This window comes from Serratia symbiotica (Periphyllus acericola) (genome assembly GCF_964019515.1).
Classification (GTDB): Bacteria; Pseudomonadota; Gammaproteobacteria; order Enterobacterales; family Enterobacteriaceae; genus Serratia; species Serratia symbiotica_D.
Window position 1 is genome coordinate 748,033 of the sequence record NZ_OZ026452.1, and the last position, 23,283, is coordinate 771,315.

Here is a 23,283-nt window from a genome sequence, read left to right on the forward strand (position 1 = left end):
TTCAGGCAAGGCGTACACTTTCTGTCATACCGGCGAGCGTCATCTTATTTAATGCACAGATCATGGCCAGCGCCTCTGCAACTTGCCCATCATAATCTCGCAGCGACAGGTGACCACCAAATAGCTATTTTACTCTGTACCTCGCTGTTGCCGCTATCGAACGTCGGTGGTAGCTTGTGATACTTTTCCACCGTGTGTTGTCTCCGGTAACGCGCTGTTTCGCCACCGCTTAATTTCGCTCTGCATAGTCTGCCGACCAATAACAGGCTCCGCTGCTGGGCGGTATTAACGCCTTGAGCTTCTTGCCCCTTAACTTATCATCACACACTCGCGTATCCTAAGCCCGATCCGCCGAGGCGACTTTGATTTTACGGTACCTCTGACGGATGAGACCTGGGAAGGCTTCGGTATCGGTGACATTGCTCAAGGAAAGGTCAGCACAGATGACCTCATGTGTTTCTGTATCTACGGCCAAATGCAGTTTTCGCCAGATCCGCCGTTTTTCCTGACCGTATTTTTTTACCTTCCACTCCCCTTCACCCAACACGTTGAGCCCGCTAGAGTTGATAACGAGGTGCGCAATTTCACCCGGCGTTGGGGTTTTAAACGGGACATGGCCGGACTTCGCCCACTTACTGATGCAGGTGTCGTCCGGGCAGTTCAACGGCACTTTAATCAGTGTGACAATGGAGTCGACGAAACCCTGGAGGGCGCGAAGTGTCAGGCCGAAAATCCGTTTCAGCATCAATACGCTGGTGATTGCCATATCGGAATAATGTGGTGGGAGACCACGCAGAGAAGGTTTTGCCTCGCAGTACCAGGCGTGAAGTACCGTTTCATCCCCCCAGCAAGTGAGTAAACCCCGAGTGATAAGGGCGTTGTTGTAAGCCTTCCAGTTAGTGATGTTGAACTTTTTCTGGGCCACGGAATGTCGCTATTTTGACAGAAGGAGAGTGATCTCATCCTCGTCCTGGCCAAAATTTCGATTTATTCAACAACGCCGTGCAGAGATGCAAGTATATTCTTAAAAAATTTTTGGCATAGTAAACGTGCAGGCATAGTGATATCTCGTTGAATTAGTTGTATAATCAATAAGATCATAAATCTCTTTGCCAGTCACTTTTTCTGGGGATACCTCAGGGGTTGCCACCATTTTTGCAACACTGATTTTGATTAAAATCGTTCTTGTTGCTCTTTACAAAGGTGCGGACAAATTGCGAAGAAATCAGCTTCGCTTTATGCCCTACGACAAGCGATAAAATGAGCACCGGCGCAAGCTTCCACTACGACGGTGGCCGATGTACATCCAGTCAGAAACTCAATATGTTTGGTACGAGTAAGCTTTTTGCGCAGTAATGCCTTGCCTGATTTATCCTGACAATGAATGTGAAAAGAATATTTGCCGAGATCGAAACCAATAAGCGTGACGTTTTGCATGATAGCCTGCTACATAAAAGAAACACCCTGCCAGCGTACTGCTCACAGGCTAGTGGGAACCTTCTCATTAACCGCCTCAGGCGGTTTTTTCCAGTGACATCGTAATGTTATTTGCTCTTAAGCGAACCTGCCGCCAAACCCGCGAGCATAATTAGGCCTTACCAGTGGCTTTGGGAATCTTCATCATCGAACAATAACGTGACCTGTTCACTTTGGTGTTTTTGGCGGATTTCCTGCGCGACGTAGGCGATAGCTTCACCGCTACACATGCCTTGCGCCATCAATTGATGGATGCGCTCCACCGCTTCCTGCTGTTCTGAATGGCTCAGTGATAGGATACCTGCAAGCATGTGTTTATCTCCAGTCAAATAGCTTTAAAGTATACATATACGCCTTAAAGCGGTAGAACCCAATTGCGGGTTATTTAGGCGGGCCACACGCAACCAGGCATGCGCGCAGCGACTGACTATGGCAGAATAGCCAGCAACGACAACCAGGTTGATTAAAGTTCATGAATATCTCCACCCCAAACATAAAGTCCTTGCCCTATACCCGTAGCGCGCTGGTGGAATACTTCACACCGCTTGCCCGGCAACCATGGGCGATGCTGCTGCATTCGGGATTCGCCGAACATCCACACAATCGTTTCGATATTTTGGTGGCAGACCCCCTAACCACGCTGACCACCCACAGCGCGCTTACTGAAATCCACCAGGGTGGGAGCAGCAGGCAATCATCACAAGATCCCTTCAGCCTGCTGCAACAACAGTTGGATACCCACCGGTGGCAGCCACAATTTCGTGCTGGCCTGCCGTTTCAGGGCGGTGCTTTGGGGCTGTTCGGCTACGATCTTGGCCGACGGATTGAGCAACTGCCACAGCATGCTGTGGCAGACATCGCGCTGCCAGATATGGCTGTGGGCATTTATGACTGGGCGCTGATCGCCGATCACCAACAACAAAAGCTGACATTACTCAGCTATCAGGATGTGGAACAGCGCTGGCACTGGCTCAAGCAACAACCGGTAACAACTCCGCCCCCCTTCGCCCTGACCAGCGGCTGGCAAGCCAATATGACACGGCAACAGTACGGTGAGAAATTCCAGCATATTCAACATTATCTGCGCAGCGGTGATTGTTACCAGATCAATCTAGCTCAGCGTTTTTCTGCCACCTATCATGGGGATGAGTGGCAGGCTTTCCAACTGCTGAGTGCCAGTAACCGTGCGCCGTTTTCCGCTTTTATCCGCCTGCCGAAAAACAGCGTGTTGAGTGTCTCTCCTGAGCGTTTCCTGTGGTTGGAGCAGCAGCAGATCCAAACCCGGCCTATCAAAGGCACCTTGCCGCGACTGGCCGATGCGCTACAGGATGCTGAACAAGCGCGTCGTCTGGCTAATTCCGCCAAAGACCGCGCTGAAAACCTAATGATCGTCGATCTACTGCGTAACGATATTGGCCACGTTGCATTACCGGGCAGCATGCGCGTGCCTGAGCTGTTTGCGGTTGAACCCTTTCCGGCGGTGTATCACCTGGTGAGCACCATCACAGCGGCGCTGCCAAACACTACGCCAGCTAGCGAACTGCTGCGCGCTTGCTTCCCCGGTGGTTCAATCACTGGCGCGCCCAAGGTACGGGCGATGGCCATCATTGAAGAGTTAGAGCCACAGCGCCGCAACGCTTATTGTGGCAGCATCGGCTACCTGAGCGCCTGCTGTACCATGGACACCAATATCACCATCCGGACCCTGGTCACTGAAAACGGGCGCATTTATTGCTCCGCAGGCGGCGGGATTGTGGCAGAAAGCCAGGAACAGGCAGAATATCAGGAAACCTTTGACAAAGTTGGCCGGATCTTGCCACAGCTTGGAGATCATTGCGCCTCAAATTAGCTTGCTGGCTCACAGAGTTTTAAAAAAACTATAAACCCGCTCTTAAACCGTATCAAAGACCGGTCAAATGATGCTATCTTCAGATAGCTTATCGTCAAAATAAGGATAAATAAGGATTAAGTGGGCGCGATTAGGCTTTATTGAGGGTGTATTGGGTTAGTTGCTTACAACCGGCCAATAGGCCGACGAACATCAGGGCAGCAGCGCCCAACAGGATCTTCTTCATTTGTGCTTCATAGCGACTGCCAGTAAAAATACCACATATAATTGATTAAATTATCATTATAAAGTCTTACTGGTTATGGAAGAAATGAATATCGGGCAGTGATTAGGGGGATAAGGCGCACTCACCAGTATGTCAGTACGCTATTAGGCAGGCTGAGGAGACTATTATTGTGTTGGTACTGAGTTGAGAACCTCGATAAGGGTGGATACGCACCTGCTCAAGATCGATCTGGTCACGCTCGTTGGCAGCGTTGACGATCTGCAATTGCTTGATGATTGCGCTTTTAAGGGAGGCATTTTCGGCGATGACCTGAGCCAACGCCTTCTCTAACCAAGGTTGAACGTGCGCACATCATGCGCAGGTTCAATATCATCTTTTCCAGCAACTATGGTAATTGCATATCTTCAGCCATAGGCTAAATACCTGCACCAAATAGTAGATCACTGAAGGAACTCAATCCGGTTTGAGCGATCTGATCAATCGCCAAACATCACAACCCCTCACAACCGGACTGAGTAATGCCGAACATAGCACCCATACCCCGACATGAACGACGTCAGATACAAAAAATTATCCAGAAAACACCAGATAAAAATTATGCCAGACGCCTTATCGCCATGTTGATGTTACACCGTGGCTACACGCTGAATTACCTAGGTAAAACCTTATGTGCCGCTGTCGGACGATGGGTTAATTTGTTCACATTGGGCGGCTATGAAGGATTGGCAAGCCTTTCACCTGGACGCCCCCGAAAATGGCCCACGGAGGCGATGTTGAAGATGCTTGATTTGCTCGTTCAGCGTTCTCCATAGGACTTTGGCTATCTGCGCTCTCGGTGGAATACTGAGATGTTAACGATTGAAATTAATAAATTATTTAACTCAACGTTACATCCTGGCTCACTTCGGCGCTGGTTGCCGAGAGCCGGTATTGTGTGGCGTAGAGCGGCTGCAACATCCCGTCTTTTACGAAGATGAGGTAGACATCGATATGAACCCTAAAATAGGTGCTGACTGGCAGAAAAAGGGTCAACAAAAACGCATCACGACACCGGGACAGAATGAAAAGCATTACCTCGCGGGTGCCCTTTATGCAGGAACCGGAAGAGTTGATTATGTCAGTGGAAACCATAAAAACTCGGGTTTATTCATTAGCCTGTTACGCAAGCTGAGAAGCACATACCGAAGTGCCAAAACCATTACGCTGATTGTCGATAATTACATCATTCATAAGAGTAAAGAAACGTTGAGCTGGTTGCGGCGCAACCCGAATTTTATTGTCATTTATCAGCCAGTTTACTCTCCATGGGTAAACAGGATAGAGCTCCTATGGTTGGCTTTATATGAGACAGTCACACGCAATCACCGTTGCCGGACGAGATGGCAATTGCTAAAAAATATGGGTCATTTTATGAAAGCCGCCTCACCGTTACCAGGCAATAAACCTGGCTTAACGAAAGTGGAGCGGTATTAGGCGCAGGTATTTAGTGCATAAACGAGATTCTTATCGCCTGGCGGATTACTATGCTGAAAATCACCTGTTTCTCAAGCCTTGGGAGCCGGTACGTGATAACAGCCACTGCTACCATACGGTTGGCATGTGTGGCTAGATGATCACCGAGATGCAAAAACAAGGCAGTGCCTACTATCTCCTTATATTTGATGCGCAAGAACATGAGGTAAGAGACGCAGCGAATTTTAGCAATGTGTTGCGTGATGCGTTTCATGCCTGTTTCCTCGGTTATTCATTGGGTGAAAAATGGCAAGGGCAGGGGCTAATGTACGAGGCATTGCAACCCGCCATCCGTTATATGCAGCGCCATCAGCACATGCATCGCATCATGGTCAACTACATGCCGCACAATCATCGTAGCGGCGCACTGCTCAACCGCCTGGGGTTTGAACCTGAGGGGTATGCCAAGGATTATCTGCTAATCGACGGGCAGTGGCAGGATCATATATTGACGGCGCATTAACCTAACCTATAAAGAATGGTTACCGCCACGCTAGCGTCATCTGGGATGGTAGCTATTCTGCTGCGGATACGTAAACTTACCTGGTAGTTTCATTCACGCCTGCTGATGCAGGCGTCGATATTTATTGTACAGAGCAGAAAACGACATGAACCTACTAAAATCACTGGCCGCAGTCAGTACTATGACGATGTTTTCACGGCTGCTGGGTTTTGCGCGTGATGCTATCGTAGCGCGCGTTTTTGGTGCTGGTATGGCAACGGACGCCTTTTTTGTGGCGTTCAAGCTTCCTAACATGCTGCGCCGCATTTTTGCTGAAGGGGCGTTCTCCCAATCGTTTGTGCCGATCTTGGCCGAATATAAAAGTCAGCAGGGTGAACAGGCGACGCGCACCTTCATTGCCTATGTATCCGGCATGTTGACGCTGGTATTGGCGCTAGTGACGGTATTGAGCATGTTGGCTGCACCCTGGGTGATCTACATCACCGCGCCAGGTTTTGTCGATACACCGGACAAGTTCGCCTTGACTTCAGCACTACTGCGCATCACTTTTCCTTATATCTTGCTGATTTCGCTCGCTTCGCTGGTAGGTGCAATCCTCAATACCTGGAACCGCTTCTCGATCCCGGCCTTTGCGCCGACGCTGCTTAATGTCAGTATGATTGGGTTTGCGCTGTTTGCCGCTCCTTACTTCCACCCACCGGTGTTGGCGCTGGCCTGGGCGGTGGTGGTGGGTGGTGTATCGCAACTGGGCTATCAGTTGCCGCATCTGCGCAAGCTAGGCATGCTGGTGCTGCCGCGCCTCACATTGCGTGAGGCGGGGGTATGGCGCGTAATGCGCCAGATGGGGCCTGCGATCCTCGGAGTGTCGGTAAGCCAGATCTCATTGATCATCAACACTATCTTCGCCTCGTTTCTGGTGTCCGGCTCGGTATCCTGGATGTATTATGCTGACCGCCTGATGGAGTTTCCTTCCGGTGTGTTGGGGGTGGCATTGGGGACTATCCTGCTACCGTCGCTAGCAAAAAGTTTCTCCAGTGGTAATCAGGATGAATACTCACAGCTGATGGACTGGGGATTGCGTCTGTGCTTTCTGCTGGCGTTGCCGAGTGCTATCGCGCTGGGCATTCTGGCTAAACCGCTGACCGTTGCGCTGTTTCAGTACGGCAAATTCAGCGCCTTTGATGCGGCGATGACTCAGCGCGCGCTGGTGGCTTACTCGGTGGGGTTGATGGGGTTGATCTTAGTGAAAGTGTTGGCACCGGGCTTCTACTCGCGTCAGGACATCAAAACGCCGGTTAAAATTGCCATCATTACGCTGATTATGACTCAGGTGATGAACCTGACGTTTCTCAGTTCACTCAAGCACGCCGGATTGGCGTTATCGATAGGTTTGGCGGCTTGTTTGAACGCTGCGCTTCTATATTGGCAACTACGCCAGCAGAAAATTTTTCAGCCGCAGCCGGGTTGGGCGGTTTTTATCAGTAAACTGGGAATTGCCGTGCTGGTTATGGCGGGGGTGTTGATGAGCGTGATGTTGCTTATGCCGTGTTGGGATCAGGGCAATATGCTGGAGCGTCTATTGCGTTTGGCCGTAGTTGTGGTTGCCGGGGTGGTGGCCTATTTTGCGGTGCTGGCGGGGCTGGGTTTCCGTCCGCGCGATTTCGCCCGCCAGGTCGCTTGATTTGGCGCTATCGCGTAACTTTCTTTATTGTCTTATAAGCACCTACGGCCAAATGGAACTTACTTCGTTGATGCTGGAGTCTACGGTTTTAATATCATTAACTAAGGTGAAACCGTAAGTTCATGTTCGAATGCTCCCGCTATTCCCAGCAACAATAAACGGGCCGTTGCCACGGATCGGGCTCGTTTTGCTATTTGGAATTACCGTTTCAGGAACAATTAATTCATCTGAAACAACCAGTATTACTGTGAAAAAAGGGGACTATATCAGAAGTATGAAACGGTAAATTTTGCGGTCCCCGGCGTTGTTGAATAAATCGAACTTTTTGGCCGGCATGAGGATCCGATCACTCTCATTCTGTCAAAATAGCGACATTCCGTGGCCCAGCAAAAGTTCAACATCACCAACTGGAAGGCTTACAACAACGCCTTTATCACTCGGGGCTCACTCACTTACTGGGGGGATGAAACGGCACTTCACGCCTGGTACTGCGAGGCAAAACCTTCTCTGCGTGGTCGCCCACCACATTATTCCGATATGGCAATCACCAGCGTATTGATGCTGAAACGGATTTTCGGCCTGACACTTCGCGCCATCCAGGGCTTCGTCGATTCCATTATCACACTGATCAAAGTGCCGTTGAACTACCCGGACGACACCTGCATCAGTAAGCGGGCGAAGTCCGGCCATGTCCCGTTTAAAACCCCAACGCTGGGTGAAATGGCGCACCTCGTTATCGACTCTACCCGGCTCAACGTGTTGGGTGAAGGGGAGTAGAAGGTAAAAAAACACGGTCAGGAAAAACGGCGTATCTGGCGAAAACTGCATTTGGCCGTAGATACAGAAACACATGAGGTCATCTGTGCTGACCTTTCTTTGAGCAATGTCACCGATACCGAAGCCTTCCCAGGTCTCATCCGTCAGAGGTACCGTAAAATCAAAGTCGCCTCGGCGGATCGGGCTTAGGATACGCGAGTGTGTGATGATAAGTTAAGGGGCAAGAAGCTCAAGGCGTTAATACCGCCCAGCAGCGGAGCCTGTTATTGGTCGGCAGACTATGCAGAGCGAAATTAAGCGGTGGCGAAACAGCGCGTTACCGGAGACAACACACGGTGGAAAAGTATCACAAGCTACCACCGACGTTCGATAGCGGCAACAGCGAGGTACAGAGTAAAATAGCTATTTGGTGGTCACCTGTCGCTGCGAGATTATGATGGGCAAGTTGCAGAGGCGCTGGCCATGATCTGTGCATTAAATAAGATGACGCTCGCCGGTATGACAGAAAGTGTACGCCTTGCCTGAAAGATGCCCATTCACGGGACTCTTTATTACAAATCCGATTTATTCAACAAAGCCCGGCTCTACGCCACACAATACCGGCTCTCGGCAACCAGCGCCGAAGTGAGCCAGGATGTAACGTCGAGTTAAATAATTTATTAATTTCAATCGTTAACATCTCAGCACTCCACAGAGAGCGCAGATAGCCAAAGTCCTGTGGAGAACGCTGAGCGAGCAAATCAAGCATCTTTAACATCGCCTCCGTGGGCCATGAACGGGCGGCACATAAGGTTTTACCTAGGTAAGTCAGCGTTGTAGCCACGGTGTAACATCAACATGGCGATAAGGCGTCTGGCATAATTTTTATCTGGTGTTTTCTGGATAATTTTTTGCATCTGACGTCGTTCATTTCGGGGGATGGGTGCTATGATCGGCATAATTCAGTCCGGTTGTGAGGGGTTGTGATGTTTGGCGATTGATCAGATCGCTCAAACCGGATTGAGTTCCTTCAGTGATATACTATTTGGCGAAGGTATTTATGGCAGTGCTCACCCTCCTCACGGACTCCCTTGTACGCGCCGGTTATCGCGCGCTGTCCATATCCAAACGGTGCTGCTGCTGAGCTTCAGCGCATCTGCATTGCGGTGCCTTGATGGCCTCTGGAATATAGAGAAATATCTTCAGTGATCAGAAAAAATGATTCCTTACGGGCGACAACTGTCTTTCTGATCCAGAGCAGGTATTATCGCACCTTCCATACATTTATTAACTGAACAGTTTATATGAGAACACCATGCCATCAATTACACTCACTCACCTCAAAAATATTAAACATCGCGGCGAGAAAATTACGATGCTCACCTGCTACGATGCCATCTTTGCGCATGAACTAAGCTCCGCAGGTGTTGAAATGCTGCTTATCGGCGATACTCTGGGAATGATCCTGCAGGGGCATGACAGCACACTTCCGGTAACGCTGGCTGACATGGTTTATCACACCGCCTGCGTCAGACGCGGGAACAACGGCAGCTTTATTATCGCCGATCTTTCTTTCATGACCTGCTCTTCACCCAAACAGGCTCTGCACAGTTCGGCGCAACTGATGCAGGCCGGTGCTCAGATGGTCAAGCTGGAAGGGGGAGCATGGCTCTGTGAGACGGTGCGTCAGTTAACGCGTAACGGTATTCCTGTTTGCCCACACATTGGGTTGACGCCTCAGTCCGTGAACGTTTTGGGCGGATTTAACGTACAGGGACGGGATCAGATACAGGCGGAGGCTTTGATCGAAACTGCGAAAAAATTTGAAGGAGCGGGTGCCGCGATGTTGCTGGTTGAAGCCGTACCCCCATCCCTGGGCAAAGCATTGAGCGAGGCGGTAACAATACCTGTCATTGGTATCGGTGCTGGTCCTGATACTGACGGTCAGGTTTTGGTTCTGCACGATATGCTCGGTCTGAGCATGACCGGCCGGGTACCTAAATTCGTGAAGAACTTTATGAAAGGTCAGGAAGACATTCAAGGTGCGATAAAAAGTTATATTGCAGCAGTTAAAGACGGTATTTTCCCAGCGCCGGAACACTGTTACGCAGTATAACCGGCACACATCAGGCTGTTCCTGTGAAGCACTTGGCTAAACATCTGTCCGCAAGCTTGTGGGGACTGTTCAATAACGGCATAGAGGGGGGGTGGGCGATTTACTGGACTTATTTATGTATTCTTACGAGGAGCGTTTGCGCAGTAATGTTCTCCCCTGAGAGAGTTTATCGTATTCAGTAAACCCAACCCTGACCAATTATTCCACCAACGACTGCATGCAGGAAGCTTGCATACGGCTCAAAATTGTTCCGTCAATGCGAGTTCACCGGATACTTACGTCAGAACTCATTTGATTGCTATTGAGAAGCACTCGACCATCAGAACTTGCTTAGGCAATAATGGAGGTTCCGCCGTATCCTAACAGTTGAACCGGGGCGAAGGTCGCCATGCCGTGGCAAGAGCCATCTGCTACGGTCAGTGTGGTGAAGATCAGAAAACGTTACCGAGAGGGATAGGAAGATCAGTTGGGTGCGCTGGATCTGGTGACAAACGCAGTGGTACTGTGGAATACGCTTTATATACAGGAAGCTGGTTATTCCTGCTAAATACCTGCGCCTAATACCGCTCCACTTTCGTTAAGCCAGGTTTATTGCCTGGGAACGGTGAGGCGGCTTTCATAAAATGACCCATATTTTTTAGCAATTGCCACCTCGTCCGGAAACGGTGATTGCGTTTGACTGTCTCATGTAAAGCCAACCACAGGAGCTCTATCCTATTTACCCATAGAAAGTAAAATGGCTGATAAATAACAATAACATTCTGGTTGCGCCGCAACCAGCTCAACGTTTCTTTACTCTTGTGAATGATGTAATTATCGACAATAAGCGTAATGGTTTTGGCACTTCGGTATGTGCTTCTCAGCTTGCGTAACAGGCTAATAAATAAACCCGATTTTTTATGGGTCACACTGACATAATCAACTCTTCCGGTTCCTGCAGGCTTTATTGAATAAATCAGATTTGGAATAAAGAGTCCCGTGAATTTGCATCTTTCAGGCAAGGCGTACACTTTCTGGCATACCGGCGAGCGGCATCTTGTTTAATGCACAGATCATGGCCAGCGCCTCTGCAACTTGCCCATCATAATCTCGCCGCGACAGGTGACCACCAAATAGCTGTTTTACTCTGTACCTCGCTGTTGCCGCTATCGAACGTCGGTGGTAGCCTGTGATACTTTTCCACCGTGTGTTGTCTCCGGTAACGCGCTGGTTCGCCACCGCTTGATTTCGTTCTGCATACTGCCGACCAATAACGGGCTCGCTTCTCGGCGGTATTAACACCTTGAGCTTCTTGCCCCTTAACTCAGTCCAGTTGTCAGGGTTTGTGATGTTTGGCGATTGATGAGATCGCTCAAACTGGATTGAGTTCCTTCAGTGATCTACTATTTGGCGCAGGTGCAGGTATTTAGCGTAATGGATAAATATAGGTGGGATAAAACAGGGGGGGTAGTACTGGCCCCTGAGGAGAACTTAGGGTGCTGGGGCCGGAACGGCATCCTGCGTTGTATCGCTGTATTTAGCAGGGGCGAGTAAGCCAAACATGCTCATGAACTCTTGCAACGACATCTTGCTACCGTTGAAATCAAGCTGATTATCTGCATAGTCTAAGCTGCTACTGATCACATTGTCCTTCTGGGTGGCAAGTTTAAACATCTGGCTCATTATCGCCAGCACCTGCACCTGCTGCTGTGCGAGCTTACGTGCATCTTCTGCGTATGTAGCCCTGTAACCGCGCGGCCTGCGTCGTGGTTTCGGCCGCCATGGTGAGCGGAATAGTCAGGTGGGCGTCCAATTTTTTAATCGAACGGGTGATCAGTTGATCTAACGACCCGGCTTGCGACGGAGCAGTCAATGCAAGATCCAGCGTGAAGCGGCTCTCGCCCTGGCTGTTTTTACAGCTTAGCGGCGCTACGCTGATGGTCGGATTGTTCTTCAGAAGCAGCGGAAAGTTTTTTAGCAGAATATCGGTGGTTTGCAGCTCATAAGTGGCGGGCCCCACGCCCTGGACATGCTGCAACAGATCCAGAGCCTGCTGATTATAGTGATTAATAAATTATTTCAAAGACTTATATTCAATCTTGTCGATTTTTAACGTCAGTTTACCGGTTCCGAAATCGTTGCCCTGGATCTTCAGCGCGTCCAGGGTGTAATCGATCTGCCCACCAATGTTGTTGCCTTGCTCGCTAAATTTGCTCACCAGGTTAAAGCCGTCTAACGCTACGGTGTCCTTGCCATCGACGGCCAGTTTGAAGTGCTGTATGGTTATTGTCTGATCGCTGAGGTCTATATCGAACTGGCTAGCATGACTGGCACACTTGAGGCTAACACCATGAACGCTGATTTTCTTGGTCTGGCCACACCCATTTTGGGCGCTGAATAATGGCGCTAGCGTTATTGGCATCAAGCACAATGGCGGTCATGTCACGCGATACGTCGGCATTTAGGGTACCTACCGCCACTGAATTCCAGCGAGGAGTTACCTATTGGGTATTCCAACGGGGTGATGTTGATGGCGGAAGACGTGTCACTGCTGTAGGAGATACGATAGGTGGCGTTGAACGGTGATTTCCCCTTGGTGATATCAAACAGGTTCCTTACCGCCTTGGTGTTCTCCAATTCGATATGCGCCGATGCCATGCTTGGCAGCAGGTTGAACTTTTTCAACTGAGCAAATAGAAATGGGCCGTTCTCAATGGTTGTAAGGAAGGCCACTTCATAGCCGGGCTTCAGCGCTATGGCGTCGGTGGACGCGCTACCAGCAGAGCGCAGCACATAGCGGATTTTGCAACTAAAAATGCCACGCTGAACATGCTAATAGCTCAGTTTAGCACCAGTCTTGGGCAGGAAATCCTGTAACTAACGATTGGTGTTATTAACCACTTCGTCCATACGTTGCTCGATCAGTTTGCCAGTGAACCAGGAAGCTCCAGTCCATGCTGCGCGAGCAGCAACAATGACTAACGATTTTTTCATACGTTGTGATCATCCTTTATAAACCCTTTCTATCTCGCCTAAATACCTGCGCCAAATAGTATATCACTGAAGGCACTCAATCCGGTTTGAGCGATCTGATCAATCGCCAAACATCACAACCCTTCACAACCGGACTGAGTAATGCCGATCATAGCACCAATCCCCCGATATGAACGACGTCAGATGCAAAAAATTATCCAGAAAACACCAGATAAAAATTATGCCAGACGCCTTATCGCCATGTTGATATTACACCGTGTGGACGCCCCCGAAAATGGCCCACGGAGGCGATGTTGAAGATGCTTGATTTGCTCATTCAGCGTTCTCCACAGGACTTTGGCTATCTGCGCTCTCGGTGGAATACTGAGATGTTAACGATTGAAATTAATAAATTATTTAACTCAACGTTACATCCTGGCTCACTTCGGCGCTGGTTGCCGAGAGCCGGTATTGTGTGGCGTAGAGCGGCTGCAACATCCCGTCTTTTACGAAGATGAGGTAGACATCGATATGAACCCTAAAATAGGTGCTGACTGGCAGAAAAAGGGTCAACAAAAACGCATCACGACACCGGGACAGAATGAAAAGCATTACCTCGCGGGTGCCCTTTATGCAGGAACCGGAAGAGTTGATTATGTCAGTGGAAACCATAAAAACTCGGGTTTATTCATTAGCCTGTTACGCAAGCTGAGAAGCACATACCGAAGTGCCAAAACCATTACGCTGATTGTCGATAATTACATCATTCACAAGAGTAAAGAAACGTTGAGCTGGTTGCGGCGCAACCCGAATTTTATTGTTATTTATCAGCCATTTTACTTTCCATGGGTAAACAGGATAGAGCTCCTGTGGTTGGCTTTACATGAGACAGTTACACGCAATCACCGTTGCCGGACGAGATGGCAATTGCTAAAAAATATGGGTCATTTTATGAAAGCCGCCTCACCGTTACCAGGCAATAAACCTGGCTTAATGAAAGTTGAGCGGTATTAGGCGCAGGTATTTAGATGAATAGGCAAATAGGCGCAACATAAAAACGCCCTCTACGTTTAATTGTGTGAGCAACTCGACAATATGCCAAGAAATCACGGTAGCTGGTTGTAAACGCGAGCTATACGCCCGTTACCGCTCGCGTTGACTGGCGATTCAAACGCGCCGATAAAGCAGGATCTACCCGGCTTTAATACCCATTGTTGTCCTTGCTTTTCTAGCACTGCCTCACCGTTAACGCAAAATACGATGGCTGAGCTGTTTTGCACAAATGCCTGTGGCGTAGCAGTCAGCTCATGCAGCGAGAAGGCAAAATCCTCTACCGGGATGGGGAAAAACAGTTCGTTACCCCGCTGTTCAGGTTGAACCAATAAAGCAGACGCAGGATGTGGACGGAATTGCAGGTTAGCCAGCAACTGAGGAATATCGATGAACTTCGGCGTCAGGCCAGCACGCAGCACGTTATCCGAGTTGGCCATCACTTCCAGCGCTACGCCTTTGAGGTAAGCGTGCGGCGTTTCGGCATGCAGGAACATCGCCTCACCTGGTTCAAGCTGCACGAGGTTCAGAAGTAGGGGTGAGAATAAACCACTGTCTTGCGGGTAAAAACCAGCGATAAAGCGTAGGGTATCCCAGGGTTCACCCTGTTGGTTATTTAGTGCAACTTTTAACACGCCAAGCGCCCGCGATTTCTGTTCACCACTGATTGCCAACAGGCTAGCGAATAAGCTGGACAAATGTGCGATATCCTGATGATCCAAGAAGGTAGGGATATCCTGGTGTGCGTCGGCGATCGGTTGCAGCAAAGAGACGATATCGTCCAGAGTGCGAAAGCCATTCATTGCCAGGAATGGCGTTAGTGCGAACACCAGTTCTGGCTTGTGGTTCGGATCTTTAAAGCTGCGTTCTGCGGCATCCAACGGAATGCCGACGGCATTTTCTTTGGCGTAGCCGTCTTCGGCGGCGATTTTTCTGGGGTGCACTTGAATCGACAGCGGTTGATCGGCGCACAGCACCTTGAACAGGAATGGCAACTCGCCAAAACGGTTGGCGATGTCGGCTCCCAACTGCTTTGACGGATTTTCATCGATCAGTTCGCGCAGTGAGCGCAGCCCACCATTACCGTCCGCTACATAGGAAGGGCTTTTAGGGTGAGCCCCCATCCATAGCTCGGCCATGGGTTGTTGGTTGGTATTGGTGATACCGAAGAGTTGAGTTAGCGCATCATAGCTGCCCCAGGCATAGTTCTGCACCGAGTTAGTCATCTTTTGCATCTTGAAAAGCATCCTTATGCGTTCATAGTCGCATCAACGATTGTTAATTTTATAATTTTTATCATTAAAATTTTTTACACACGCCTAATTAAACCGTCACTTTGCAGCGGCTGGCACGCTCAAATAATAAAAGGTAAGTCTGTGCCATTAAACTTGGCAAAGTATAGCGTGGTAACCATCGGTGCAACAAATTCCTTAAAGTCAGAATAGCGCATGCTTTTTCAGCATGCCGCGCAACTGGTGATAGGTTAGTCCCAGCAGTTGTGCCGCCTTACGCTGGTTAAATTTTGCTTGGTGCAGTGCCGCTTCGATCAGCAATTTCTCCTGCCCATCTTGCCAAGCCTCTAAATCCAGCGGCAGAGAGGGCTGCGCATCGCAGTAGCCTACTTGTGGCAGTTCGCGATGGGTAAAAGGATTGATGACAATCTTATCAACCAATTTGCTGCTACTGGTGCCGTGACGGTATATCGAACGTTCCACCACGTTTTTCAACTCACGCACGTTTCCTGGCCAGTGATAACCCAGCAGGGTATCTCTGGCACCTTTGGTGAAACCGGGGAACAGCGGCAACGACAGCTCGCGGCATATGTGGATGGCGAAGTGTTCGGCCAGCAGCATAGTGTCTTGATGACGCTGACGCAGCGGCGGTAACTGCACCACGTCAAATGCCAACCGATCCAGAAGGTCAGCGCGGAATTTGCCCGCGGCTGCTAATGCGGGCAGATCGGCATTGGTGGCACACAACAGGCGGACATCTACCTGTAGTGTCTGGCTACCGCAGACACGCTCTAATTGACCATATTCGATCACCCGCAGCAGCTTTTCCTGCACCGGCATCAGCGCGGTAGCTAACTCATCAAGAAACAGCGTGCCGCCATCGGCGCGTTCAAAGCGCCCCAGATGACGTTTCTGCGAACCGGTAAAGGCACCGGCTTCGTGGCAGAACAGCTCGGAGTCCAGTAGATTGTCGTTCAGCGCTGCACAGTTGATCGATATAAAAGGAGCCCTGCCAACGGTTTGACAGATAGTGCAGGCGGTGGGCGATCAGCTCTTTGCCTGTGCCACGTTCGCCGATCACCAGCACCGGTTTTTCAGTTTCGCGAGTTGAGAGACTTGCTCCAATACTTCGATAAAGACGTTTGCCTCGCCCAGTAGGTTGTCTAACTGCTCGATCATGATGAAATTCGCCAATATTTGGTGAGAAAAAATAATTTATACTAGCATTATTAAGAGTCAAAAGTAAATAGTATTTATAATTCAATAAATTAAATATTGGCATGGATTTTGATTATCTCTGATGGAACTTTACACAGCGTTTCAGACGCCATTAAAAACCAAGAGGATATGAATTATGGGTATTTTTTCTCGTTTTGCCGACATCGTGAACGCCAATATCAACACCCTGCTGGACAAAGCAGAGGATCCGCAGAAATTGGTACGCTTGATGATTCAGGAAATGGAAGACACACTGGTTGAAGTACGCTCCGCCTCGGCACGCGCGCTGGCACAGAAGAAACAGTTACTACGTCGCATCGAGCAGGGTGAAAACCAACTGAACGACTGGCAGCACAAAGCCGAGTTGGCGCTGCGCAAAGATAAAGAAGATTTGGCTCGCGCAGCACTGATTGAAAAGCAAAGGGTCGCTGACCTGATCGCCACGCTGACGTATGAGCTATCCATCGTGGAGGAAACGCTGGCACGTATGAAGAGCGAAATAGGCGAGCTGGAAAACAAGCTAACCGAAACCCGGGCGCGCCAACACACATTGACGCTGCGCCACTAGGCGGCCTCCTCTTCTCGCGAAGTGCGCCGTCAACTCGACAGTGGCAAGCTGGATAAAACCCTGGCGCGTTTCGAGCAGTTCGAACGCCGGATCGACCACATGGAAGCGGAAGCTGAAAGCATCAGTATCGGTAAAAAGAACGCTTTGGATCACGCGTTTGCCGAACTGAAAGCCGATGACGACATCAGCGAGCAACTGGCAGCGCTGAAAGCCAAAATGAACCGTTCCGAGTAAGGCGGCAGCGGTCATGGCGCAAGCGGCCGCCATCCAAAGACCCTAAAAAGGAATAGAAATGAGTGCATTATTACTTGCCATTCCGTTGACACTCTTTGTGTTGTTTATCTTGCCGATTTAGCTTTGGTTGCATTACAGCCATCGGCAATCTGGCATTCAACTGAGCCATCAGGATATGCAGCTTTTATTGCAGTTGACTGAAGATGCCAAACGCATGTGTGAACGTATTCAGGTGCTGGAAAAGATCCTTGATGCCGAACACCCGAACTGGAGAAGATCATGATGAGCAACATTCTGGGTAGTAAAAAACTGTATCGTGTGCCAGAAGAAGGCAAGGTGAAAGGCGTATGCGCCGGTCTGGCGCACTATATCGCCACGTCAATTGCTCGATCAACTGGCGTATCAGCTAGACAGCGGCGAACAGCAACTGCGACAGGTTGAACGCTACGTCACCTCCGATACCTTCAGTGTGCAAAGCCACTTCGGCAAACTTTAAACATGCTGCTACGCAACATACCGGAGGGTATCGCCAATGAATAAAAACTATGCCTTGAATGTCGACAAAGCGGGTAGATTTAAACCGAGATCGGGAGCAATGTTGAAGGCCTTGTCTAAAGTTATGCTCATAGCGTTACTGAATTACGGTCCGGCGGGTGCGGCTAACTGGCTGTTGAAGGCCGTGGGCCGTAAACCGATCCGCGTTATGTTGGCGTTGGTGCTGGAACTGTTGTTCCGCAAGGGGCTAAACGAGATGTAGGGGCGTGATGCAAAGGGCAACAATAAAACGACTGCAAAATGAGTTAACTTCACTGGTCAAACCTGGAATGAATCGTCATTTGTGTCTGGCAGTAACGGGCCTGAGCCGTAGCGGTAAAACGGCTTTTATCACTGATTTTGTCAATCAATTGCTGCACGTATAGAACGGGGCGCGCCTGCTGTTATTCTCGCCAGTGCGCGAGGGGCGCCTGCTGGGTGTCAAACGCATTGCGCAGCGTGACCTGTGCATCCAGCGCTTTACCTATGATCAAGGGTTGGCACAGTTATACGGTACACCGCAAATCTGGCCGACCCCGACACGCGGCGTCAGCGAGATCTGCCTGACGTTGCGTTACCGTTCCAACAGTTCGCTGCTGCGTCACTTCAAAGAGACCTCCACGTTATATCTGGAAATTATCGATTATCCCGGTGAGTGACTGCTGGATTTGCAGATGCTCGAACAGGATTACCTAGTCTGGTCGCGCCAGATGGTGGGGCTACTGCAAGGTAATCGCGCTCAGTGGGCCAAAACTTGGTTGGATCTGTGCAAAAGCTGTGACCCACTGGCACCCGCCGATTAGAACAGGCTAGCGGCGATCGCCCAGAGTTACATCGACTACCTGCTGCGCTACAAACATTAAGGGCTGCACTTTATTCAGCCGGGGCGTTTCGTGCTGCCGGGTGATCTGGCAGGCACACCCGCGCTGCAATTCTTTCCGTGGCCGAATGTTGACGCCCTCGGCGAACCAAGGTTGGCACAGGCTGACAGGCACACCTACATCGGCATGCTGCGCGCACGCTTTAATTACTATTGCCAATCGATTGTCAAAAACTTCTATCAGCAACATTTTGCCAGCATCGATCGGCAGATCGTTCTGGTCGATTGCCTAAAAGCGCTCAACAGTGGGCCACAAGCGTTCAACGAGATGCGCTTGGCGCTTAGCTAATTGATGGGCGTTGTTGAATAAATCTAACTTTTGGCAGGCACGCGGATCAGATCACTCTCCTTCTGTCAAAATAGCGACATTCCGTGGCCCAGCAAAAGTTCAACATCACCAACTGGAAGGCTTAAAACAACGCCCTTATCACTCGGGGTTTACTCACTTGCTGGGGGGATGAAACGGCACTTCACGCCTGGTACTGCGAGGCAAAACCTTCTCTGCGTGGTCGCCGACAACATTATTCCGATATGGCAATCACCAGCGTATTGATGCTGAAACGGATTTTCGGCCTGACACTTCGCGCCCTCCAGGGCTTCGTCGACTCCATTGTCACACTGATCAAAGTGCCGTTGAACTGCCCGGACGACACCTGCATCAGTAAGCGGGCAAAGTCCGGCCATGTCCCGTTTCCCGTTTAAAACCCCAACGCCGGGTGAAAGTGCGCACCTCGTTATCGACTCTAGCGGGCTCAACATGTTGGGTGAAGGCGAGTGGAAGGTAAAAAAACACGGTCAGGAAAAACGGCGGATCTGGCGAAAACTGCATTTGGCCGTAGATACAGAAACACATGAGGTCATCTGTGCTGACCTTTCTTTGAGCAATGTCACCGATACCGAAGCCTTCCCAGGTCTCATCCGTCAGAGGTACCGTAAAATCAAAGTCGCCTCGGCGGATCGGGCTTAGGATACGCGAGTGTGTGATGATAAGTTAAGGGGCAAGAAGCTCAAGGCGTTAATACCGCCCAGCAGCGGAGCCCGTTATTGGTCGGCAGACTATGCAGAGCGAAATCAAGCGGTGGTGAACCAGCGCGTTACCGGAGACAACACACGGTGGAAAAGTATCACAGGCTACCACCGACGTTCGATAGCGGCAACAGCGAGGTACAGAGTAAAACAGCTATTTGGTGGTCACCTGTCGCTGCGAGATTATGATGGGCACGTTGCAGAGGCGCAGGCGATGATCTGTGCATTAAACAAGATGCCGCTCGCCGGTATGCCAAAGTGTACGCCTTGCCTGAAAGATGCCCATTCACGGGACTCTTTATTCCAAATCCAATTTATTCAACAAAGCCCATCTGACGTCGTTCATGTCGTGGGATGGGTGCTATGATCGGCATTACTCAGTCCGGTTGTGAGGGTTTGTGATGTTTGGTGATTGATCAGATCGCTCAAACCGGATTGAGTTCCTTCAGTTATCTACTATTTGGCGCAGGTATTTAGGTAAAAATACCATTTCAAAGTGGTTTGCAAAGTCAAGAGAACTCACACTGTTAAGCTGGAGCGGAAGTCCTCCATCGTTTCATGAAATACGAAGCCTTTCAGCCAGACTATACACCGAGTCTATCTCTGGAGATGGAGAGTTTGCACAGAAACTGCTTGGACACAAATTGGCAGCAATGACGGAAAAATATCAGGACTGATGAGGTAGCGAATGGATAGAAATAGCCGTATGATTATGACCGAATTTTGATTAATAGTGACATTTTTATTTTAAAATATTGATTTATAAGATAAAAAATAATGTAAACCTTTGCAAAGTAAAGCGCTCCAAGATTTCGTCATCGATAAAATCGATGACCTGAAAGGCCAAGACATTCTTGTTCTAAATGTACAGGGCAAATCCAGCATCACCGACTGCATCATTATCTACACCGGCACCTCTACTACCCGTCATCGTGATGTCAATCGCTGACCACCTGATGCAACAATCCCGCGCTGCTGGCATAGCACTGCATGGTTATGAAAGGCCAGGAATTTCCTACTGGGTGAGGTGATTGTGCATGTGATGCAGGAAGAGAGCCATCACCTTTACGAGTTGGAAAAACTCTGGAGCTAAGCGGTGAAACTGCAACTGGTGGCGGTCGGCACCAAAATGCCAGACTGGGTGCAAACCAGCCTTATCGATTATCTGCATCGCTTTCCCAAGGATATGCCGTTTGAGCTGAGTAAAATCCCGGCCGGCAAGCGCGGCAAGAGCGTTGACATCAAACGTATTCTGAAAAAAGAAGGCGAACAGATGCTGGCGGCAGTGGGTAAAGGCAATCGCGTTGTCACGCTGGATATCCCCAGCACAGCATGGGAAACGCCGCAACTGGCGCAGCAGCTTGAGCGCTGGAAGCAAGATGGCCGCAACGTCAGCCTACTGATTGGCGGCCCAGAAGGGCTGGCTCCGGCGTGCAAAGCCGCAGCAGAACAGAGCTGGTCGCTCTCGCCGTTGACATTACCGCATCCTTTAGTGCGCGTTCTGGTGGCTTAAAGCCTCTACCGTGCCTGGAGTATTGCAACAAATCATCCTTATCACCGGGAATAATCGGTGATAATCGTGACAGAGTGAAAAGCAGCGGGATGAAAATAGAACGTAACCCTTTTCGCGACTATACAGCTGAATCTGTCCTGTTTGTACGCCGCGACTTGGTGGCATTCTTGGTCATTCTGGTGCTGAGCGGCATCCTGATCACCAACCTGTATCATCTGCAAATTGTGCGCTTTGAGGATTACCGTACCCGCTCTAATGAAAACCGCATCAAGTTGGTGCCCATCGCCCCCAGCCGTGGCATCATCTATGATCGTAACGGCACCCCACTGGTGCTCAACCGCACCATTTATCAGTTACAGCTCATGCCGGAAAAGGTCAACAATCTGGAGGCCACGCTGCAGGCTCTGCGTCCGGTGGTCGATTTAACCGATGATGACATCACCAATTTCGAAAAAGAGCGTCAGCGCTCGCGCCGCTTTGTCTCAATTCCCGTGAAAACCGCACTAAATGAAGCACAGGTCGCCCGCTTTGCAGTCAATCAGTTCCGTTTCCCCGGTGTGGAAGTAAAAGGCTACCAGCGCCGCTACTACCCTTATGGTTCCACCCTCACCAATGTCATTGGCTACGTATCGAAGATTAACGATCGTGACATCGAACGGCTGGATTCAGGACGGTAAACTGGCCAATTACGCCGCCACCCGCGATATCGGCAAGTTGGGCATCGAGCGCTATTATGAAAAAACGTTGCATGGTTGCATGGCAAAACCGGCTAAGATGAGGTTGAAGTCAACAACCGGGGTAAGGTGATCCGCCAACTGCACGAACAGCCGCCTTCCGTCGGCCAGGACGTTTACTTGATGTTAGATCTCAACCTGCAACGCTATATCGAGCAGCTACTGGTGGGTAGCCGCGCTGCGGTGGTGGTGAGTAATCCGCATACCGGCAGCATTTTGGCAATGGTCTCCAACCCCAGCTACGATGCGAACTTGTTCGTCGATGGTATTTCCAAAAAAGATTATCAAGGGCTGCTGAACGATCCAAACCGCCCGCTGATCAATCGTGCCACTCAGGGGCTATACCCCCCCGCATCAACGGTGAAACCCTACATTGCCGTTTCGGCACTCAGTGCCGGGGTGATAACCAAAAATACCGTGGTGTTCGATCCCGGTTGGTGGCAGTTTCCCGGTTCGGAAAAACGCTTCCGCGACTGGAAAAAATGGGGTCACTTCCGCCTCAACGTCACCAAAGCGCTGGAGGAATCCTCAGATACCTTTTTCTATCAAGTCGCCTATGATATGGGTATGGATCGGCTATCGACCTGGTTAACCAAGTTCGGTTACGGCCAGTATACCGGTATCGACCTGTCTGAATAGTGCTCTAGCTTGATACCGACCCGTGAGTGGAAGCTCAAACGTTATAAAAAACCGTGGTATCGGGGTGATACCATTCCAGTCGGCATCGGCCAAGGCTACTGGACCGCTACGTCTATCCAAATGTCCAAGGCGCTCAATACTCTGATTAACGATGGCAATGTCAAAACGCCACATCTGCTACAAAGTACCCGCGTCAACGGTGTGCTGGTGCCATTCCGCCAGGTAGATAGCCCGCAGATCGGGGATATTCACTCCGGCTTCTGGGAAATTGCCAAATACGGCATGTATGGTGTTGCCAATCGTCAGAACGGTACGGCACGTCATTACTGCGCAGATGCGCCTTACCTCGCGGCGACAAAATCGGGTACAGCACAAGTATTCGGCTACGAAACCTACAACGCTAATAAACTGGCAGAACATCTGCGTGACCATAAGCTGATGACTGCCTTTGCACCGTACAACAACCCTACGGTGTCAGTCGCTATCATTTTGGAAAACGGCGGTGCCGGCCCAGCGGATCGGGACGATTACTCATCAGATCCTCGATCATATCCTGCTGGGAGACAACAATACACAATTACCCAATGAGGCTCCGCTGCCGCCTGGTGTAGAAGGTGATTAGGA

Annotated in this window: 9 protein-coding genes and 21 pseudogenes; 19 read left to right on the forward strand and 11 right to left on the reverse strand. The window is 50.0% G+C overall.

Translation table 11 applies throughout. The annotated features are described in order from the left end of the window. Position 1: 1 nt before the first annotated feature. The 3 genes and pseudogenes from AACL06_RS04170 to AACL06_RS04180 all read right to left on the reverse strand — a co-directional run bounded on the left by AACL06_RS04170 (position 2) and on the right by AACL06_RS04180 (position 1,787). A pseudogene (locus tag AACL06_RS04170) lies at positions 2–925 on the reverse strand (IS5 family transposase). Between the two features lie 250 nt (positions 926–1,175). Beyond that, positions 1,176–1,437 (reverse strand): annotated as a pseudogene (locus tag AACL06_RS04175) (IS110 family transposase); the annotation flags it as partial. A gap of 158 nt (positions 1,438–1,595) precedes the next feature. Continuing rightward, the gene (locus tag AACL06_RS04180; RefSeq protein ID WP_339038036.1) at positions 1,596–1,787 is read right to left on the reverse strand and encodes a YoaH family protein; all 192 of its coding nucleotides are present in this window, start codon (positions 1,785–1,787) and stop codon (positions 1,596–1,598) included. A gap of 161 nt (positions 1,788–1,948) precedes the next feature. On the opposite strand from AACL06_RS04180, the gene pabB reads away from it, so the two are divergent. Beyond that, a complete protein-coding gene (gene pabB / locus AACL06_RS04185; RefSeq protein WP_339038038.1) occupies positions 1,949–3,325 on the forward strand; it encodes an aminodeoxychorismate synthase component 1 in 1,377 nt (458 codons plus the stop codon). A 136-nt stretch (positions 3,326–3,461) separates the two neighbouring features. On the opposite strand, the pseudogene AACL06_RS04190 reads toward pabB, so the two are convergent. Together AACL06_RS04190 and AACL06_RS04195 are read right to left on the reverse strand one after the other, a co-directional pair. Continuing rightward, positions 3,462–3,551, reverse strand: a pseudogene (locus AACL06_RS04190) (lipoprotein); the annotation flags it as partial. A 164-nt stretch (positions 3,552–3,715) separates the two neighbouring features. Next, positions 3,716–3,924: pseudogene (locus AACL06_RS04195) on the reverse strand (hypothetical protein). A gap of 145 nt (positions 3,925–4,069) precedes the next feature. On the opposite strand from AACL06_RS04195, the pseudogene AACL06_RS04200 reads away from it, so the two are divergent. The 4 genes and pseudogenes from AACL06_RS04200 (at position 4,070) to AACL06_RS04215 (ending at position 8,509) form a co-directional block, all read left to right on the forward strand. Then, positions 4,070–5,024, forward strand: a pseudogene (locus AACL06_RS04200) (IS630 family transposase). Next, positions 5,020–5,526: pseudogene (gene rimJ, locus AACL06_RS04205) on the forward strand (ribosomal protein S5-alanine N-acetyltransferase). Before AACL06_RS04200 ends, rimJ begins: the two co-directional pseudogenes overlap by 5 nt. 145 nt (positions 5,527–5,671) lie before the next feature. Continuing rightward, positions 5,672–7,207 (forward strand): murein biosynthesis integral membrane protein MurJ, encoded by a 1,536-nt coding sequence (gene murJ, locus AACL06_RS04210; RefSeq protein WP_339038278.1) that lies wholly within the window; start codon positions 5,672–5,674, stop codon positions 7,205–7,207. Between the two features lie 378 nt (positions 7,208–7,585). Continuing rightward, positions 7,586–8,509, forward strand: a pseudogene (locus AACL06_RS04215) (IS5 family transposase). A 55-nt stretch (positions 8,510–8,564) separates the two neighbouring features. Here AACL06_RS04215 and AACL06_RS04220 read toward each other — a convergent pair. Continuing rightward, a pseudogene (locus tag AACL06_RS04220) lies at positions 8,565–8,922 on the reverse strand (IS630 family transposase); the annotation flags it as partial. A gap of 356 nt (positions 8,923–9,278) precedes the next feature. Between AACL06_RS04220 and panB the strand changes: the two are divergent. Both panB and AACL06_RS04230 read left to right on the forward strand, forming a co-directional pair. Beyond that, entirely contained in the window at positions 9,279–10,079 is an 801-nt protein-coding gene (gene panB, locus AACL06_RS04225; RefSeq protein ID WP_339038040.1) for a 3-methyl-2-oxobutanoate hydroxymethyltransferase, read from the forward strand. 363 nt (positions 10,080–10,442) lie between these two features. Next, positions 10,443–10,608: pseudogene (locus tag AACL06_RS04230) on the forward strand (Tn3 family transposase); the annotation flags it as partial. A gap of 28 nt (positions 10,609–10,636) precedes the next feature. On the opposite strand, the pseudogene AACL06_RS04235 reads toward AACL06_RS04230, so the two are convergent. The 3 pseudogenes from AACL06_RS04235 to AACL06_RS04245 form a co-directional block, all read right to left on the reverse strand. Then, positions 10,637–11,017: pseudogene (locus tag AACL06_RS04235) on the reverse strand (transposase); the annotation flags it as partial. 55 nt (positions 11,018–11,072) lie between these two features. Beyond that, positions 11,073–11,384: pseudogene (locus AACL06_RS04240) on the reverse strand (IS5/IS1182 family transposase); the annotation flags it as partial. 165 nt (positions 11,385–11,549) lie between these two features. Continuing rightward, positions 11,550–13,052, reverse strand: a pseudogene (locus AACL06_RS04245) (YdgA family protein). 141 nt (positions 13,053–13,193) lie between these two features. Between AACL06_RS04245 and AACL06_RS04250 the strand changes: the two are divergent. Then, a pseudogene (locus tag AACL06_RS04250) lies at positions 13,194–14,045 on the forward strand (IS630 family transposase). A gap of 92 nt (positions 14,046–14,137) precedes the next feature. On the opposite strand, the gene manA reads toward AACL06_RS04250, so the two are convergent. Together manA and pspF are read right to left on the reverse strand one after the other, a co-directional pair. Further along, positions 14,138–15,316: a mannose-6-phosphate isomerase gene (gene manA, locus AACL06_RS04255; RefSeq protein ID WP_339038042.1), complete on the reverse strand. Its 1,179-nt coding sequence runs from the start codon at positions 15,314–15,316 to the stop codon at positions 14,138–14,140. 201 nt (positions 15,317–15,517) lie between these two features. After that, positions 15,518–16,492 (reverse strand): annotated as a pseudogene (gene pspF, locus AACL06_RS04260) (phage shock protein operon transcriptional activator). A 175-nt stretch (positions 16,493–16,667) separates the two neighbouring features. Here pspF and pspA point away from each other — a divergent pair. From pspA to mrdA, 11 genes and pseudogenes are all read left to right on the forward strand, one after another. Further along, a pseudogene (gene pspA, locus AACL06_RS04265) lies at positions 16,668–17,333 on the forward strand (phage shock protein PspA). 58 nt (positions 17,334–17,391) lie between these two features. Then, positions 17,392–17,616, forward strand: a pseudogene (gene pspB, locus AACL06_RS04270) (envelope stress response membrane protein PspB). Next, a pseudogene (locus tag AACL06_RS04275) lies at positions 17,616–17,829 on the forward strand (PspC domain-containing protein). The pseudogenes pspB and AACL06_RS04275 overlap by 1 nt, the downstream one beginning before the upstream one ends. A 36-nt stretch (positions 17,830–17,865) precedes the next feature. After that, entirely contained in the window at positions 17,866–18,090 is a 225-nt protein-coding gene (locus tag AACL06_RS04280; protein WP_339038044.1) for a phage shock protein PspD, read from the forward strand. A gap of 22 nt (positions 18,091–18,112) precedes the next feature. Then, positions 18,113–19,033 (forward strand): annotated as a pseudogene (locus AACL06_RS04285) (YcjX family protein); the annotation flags it as partial. A 13-nt stretch (positions 19,034–19,046) separates the two neighbouring features. Then, positions 19,047–19,208 carry a hypothetical protein gene (locus tag AACL06_RS04290; protein WP_339038045.1) on the forward strand — a complete coding sequence of 54 codons (162 nt, stop codon included), beginning with the start codon at positions 19,047–19,049 and terminating at the stop codon, positions 19,206–19,208. Then, positions 19,174–20,032, forward strand: a pseudogene (locus AACL06_RS04295) (IS5 family transposase); the annotation flags it as partial. The gene AACL06_RS04290 and the pseudogene AACL06_RS04295, both read left to right, overlap by 35 nt. A gap of 229 nt (positions 20,033–20,261) precedes the next feature. Beyond that, complete coding sequence (locus AACL06_RS04300; protein ID WP_339038280.1) at positions 20,262–20,450, forward strand: hypothetical protein; 189 nt, start codon at positions 20,262–20,264, stop codon at positions 20,448–20,450. 110 nt (positions 20,451–20,560) lie between these two features. After that, positions 20,561–20,866 (forward strand): annotated as a pseudogene (locus tag AACL06_RS04305) (RsfS/YbeB/iojap family protein). A 3-nt stretch (positions 20,867–20,869) separates the two neighbouring features. Further along, entirely contained in the window at positions 20,870–21,286 is a 417-nt protein-coding gene (rlmH, locus tag AACL06_RS04310) for a 23S rRNA (pseudouridine(1915)-N(3))-methyltransferase RlmH (protein WP_339038047.1), read from the forward strand. A gap of 89 nt (positions 21,287–21,375) precedes the next feature. Further along, a pseudogene (gene mrdA / locus AACL06_RS04315) lies at positions 21,376–23,281 on the forward strand (peptidoglycan DD-transpeptidase MrdA). The last annotated feature ends 2 nt before the right edge of the window (positions 23,282–23,283 follow it).

Excerpts from the sequence above, each read along its gene's own strand:
- AACL06_RS04180 (WP_339038036.1), bottom strand. The coding sequence starts at position 1,787 with ATGCTTGCAGGTATCCTATCACTGAGCCATTCAGAACAGCAGGAAGCG.
- pabB (WP_339038038.1), top strand. The coding sequence starts at position 1,949 with ATGAATATCTCCACCCCAAACATAAAGTCCTTGCCCTATACCCGTAGC.
- murJ (WP_339038278.1), top strand. The coding sequence starts at position 5,672 with ATGAACCTACTAAAATCACTGGCCGCAGTCAGTACTATGACGATGTTT.
- panB (WP_339038040.1), top strand. The coding sequence starts at position 9,279 with ATGCCATCAATTACACTCACTCACCTCAAAAATATTAAACATCGCGGC.
- manA (WP_339038042.1), bottom strand. The coding sequence starts at position 15,316 with ATGCAAAAGATGACTAACTCGGTGCAGAACTATGCCTGGGGCAGCTAT.
- AACL06_RS04280 (WP_339038044.1), top strand. The coding sequence starts at position 17,866 with ATGAATAAAAACTATGCCTTGAATGTCGACAAAGCGGGTAGATTTAAA.